A 1,499-nucleotide genomic window follows, 5' to 3' on the forward strand; every position below is an offset into this window, starting at 1 on the left:
TACCCCTGTTAAGGTGACCAAATGTACTAAATAGTCGGGCTAAACCTGGGTTTTCAGAGCTCAACAGTTAGCTTAAGTAAGGACAGAGCAACCACTGTAGAGAGTCGTACGATGCTTATCAATCCCCTCTTTGAGCAGTTCGTTGAAGCCAGCCCTGTGAGCATCATGGTCCGCGCCTTGATGGAACGGGGGTTTGCGGCTGAGGCGTTGGATGACCTGTTTGAGCGGACTGCAGAGAAGCAATACACGAGAGAACTGTTGTTTTCCACGGTGGTGAGTCTGATGAGCTTGGTTGTCAGCCAAATCCACCCCTCGGTCAATGCCGCCTACAAAGCCTTTGAGCAGCGCATCGGGGTATCCAAACCCGCCTTTTACAGCAAGTTGAATGGCCTCGAACCCGGGATTGCCCAAGCGCTTGTCCGCTATAGCTATGAGCAATTGTCCCCGCTGGTTCAGGCACTCGGTATGGCCCCTGGGAGTCGGTTAGCGGGCTACACACTACGGATCGCCGATGGCAATCATTTGGGGGCTACCGAGCATCGTTTGGCGGTCCTGCAGGCGACCCGGTCGGGTCCTTTACCCGGTCAATCGATTGCAGTGCTAGATCCGGAACAGATGCTGGTTACCGATGTGTTCCCCTGTGAGGACGGCCACGCCCAAGAACGGTCCCTGACCCCAGCGCTACTGGCCACCGTTGAGGCCAAGCAAGTCTGGATTATGGACCGCAACTTTTGTACCCGCCCGTTGCTGTTTGGCCTTGCTAGCCAAGGAGCCTACTGGATTACCCGAGCGCATCAGCAACTCCCCTGGCAGCCCTTGACGCCATTACAGTGGGTAGGCACTTCCCAGACCGGTGAAGTGTTCGAGCAAACGGTTCAAATCACCGATGAATCAGGATGTTCATTGGTCGCCAGACGGCTGGTGGTGCAACTGCATCAGCCCACTCGCCAGGGGGATAGTGAAGTGGCAATTTTCACCCATTTGCCCGCTTCAGTCGTGGACGCAGTGACGGTCACGGACCTCTATTTAGAGCGTTGGAGCGTCGAAGGCATGTTTCAAATCATCACCGATGTCTTTGCTTGTGAATTAAAAACCTTGGGCTATCCCAGGGCGGCCTTATTTGTCTTCTGCATCGCCGTGATGGCCTTCAACATTCTCGCCACCGTCAAAGCGGCGCTCAAATCCGTGCATGGGGTGGGCAAAATTGAAGCCGGCTTATCTGACTTCTATGTCGTTGAAGAAGTCCAAGGAACTTTTCGAGGCATGATGATTGCCTTGCCTGACCCCCTGTGGCAACCCTTTGGCACCATGCCACTAGAAACCTTTGCTGACAGCTTGAAAGCGTGGGCAGCGAAGGTCAATCTCAAACGGTTTTCATCCTCCCCGAGAGGACCTAAAAAGCCGCCCAAAAAGGACAACTACAACCCTAAACATCCTCACGTTTCAACGGCAAAGCTGTTAGAGGAAAAGCAGAACAAACGTTCACCTTAACAGGGGTA

At 53.8% G+C, this 1,499-nt stretch carries 1 protein-coding gene; it reads left to right on the forward strand.

Features of this window, described 5'->3' with window-relative positions:
- Positions 1–111: 111 nt before the first annotated feature.
- Entirely contained in the window at positions 112–1,491 is a 1,380-nt protein-coding gene (locus JUK32_RS26830; RefSeq protein ID WP_204141958.1) for a transposase, read from the forward strand.
- Positions 1,492–1,499: the final 8 nt, after the last annotated feature.

Origin of the sequence: Halomicronema sp. CCY15110 (assembly GCF_016888165.1) — a bacterium.
Taxonomy (GTDB): domain Bacteria; phylum Cyanobacteriota; class Cyanobacteriia; order Phormidesmidales; family Phormidesmidaceae; genus Halomicronema.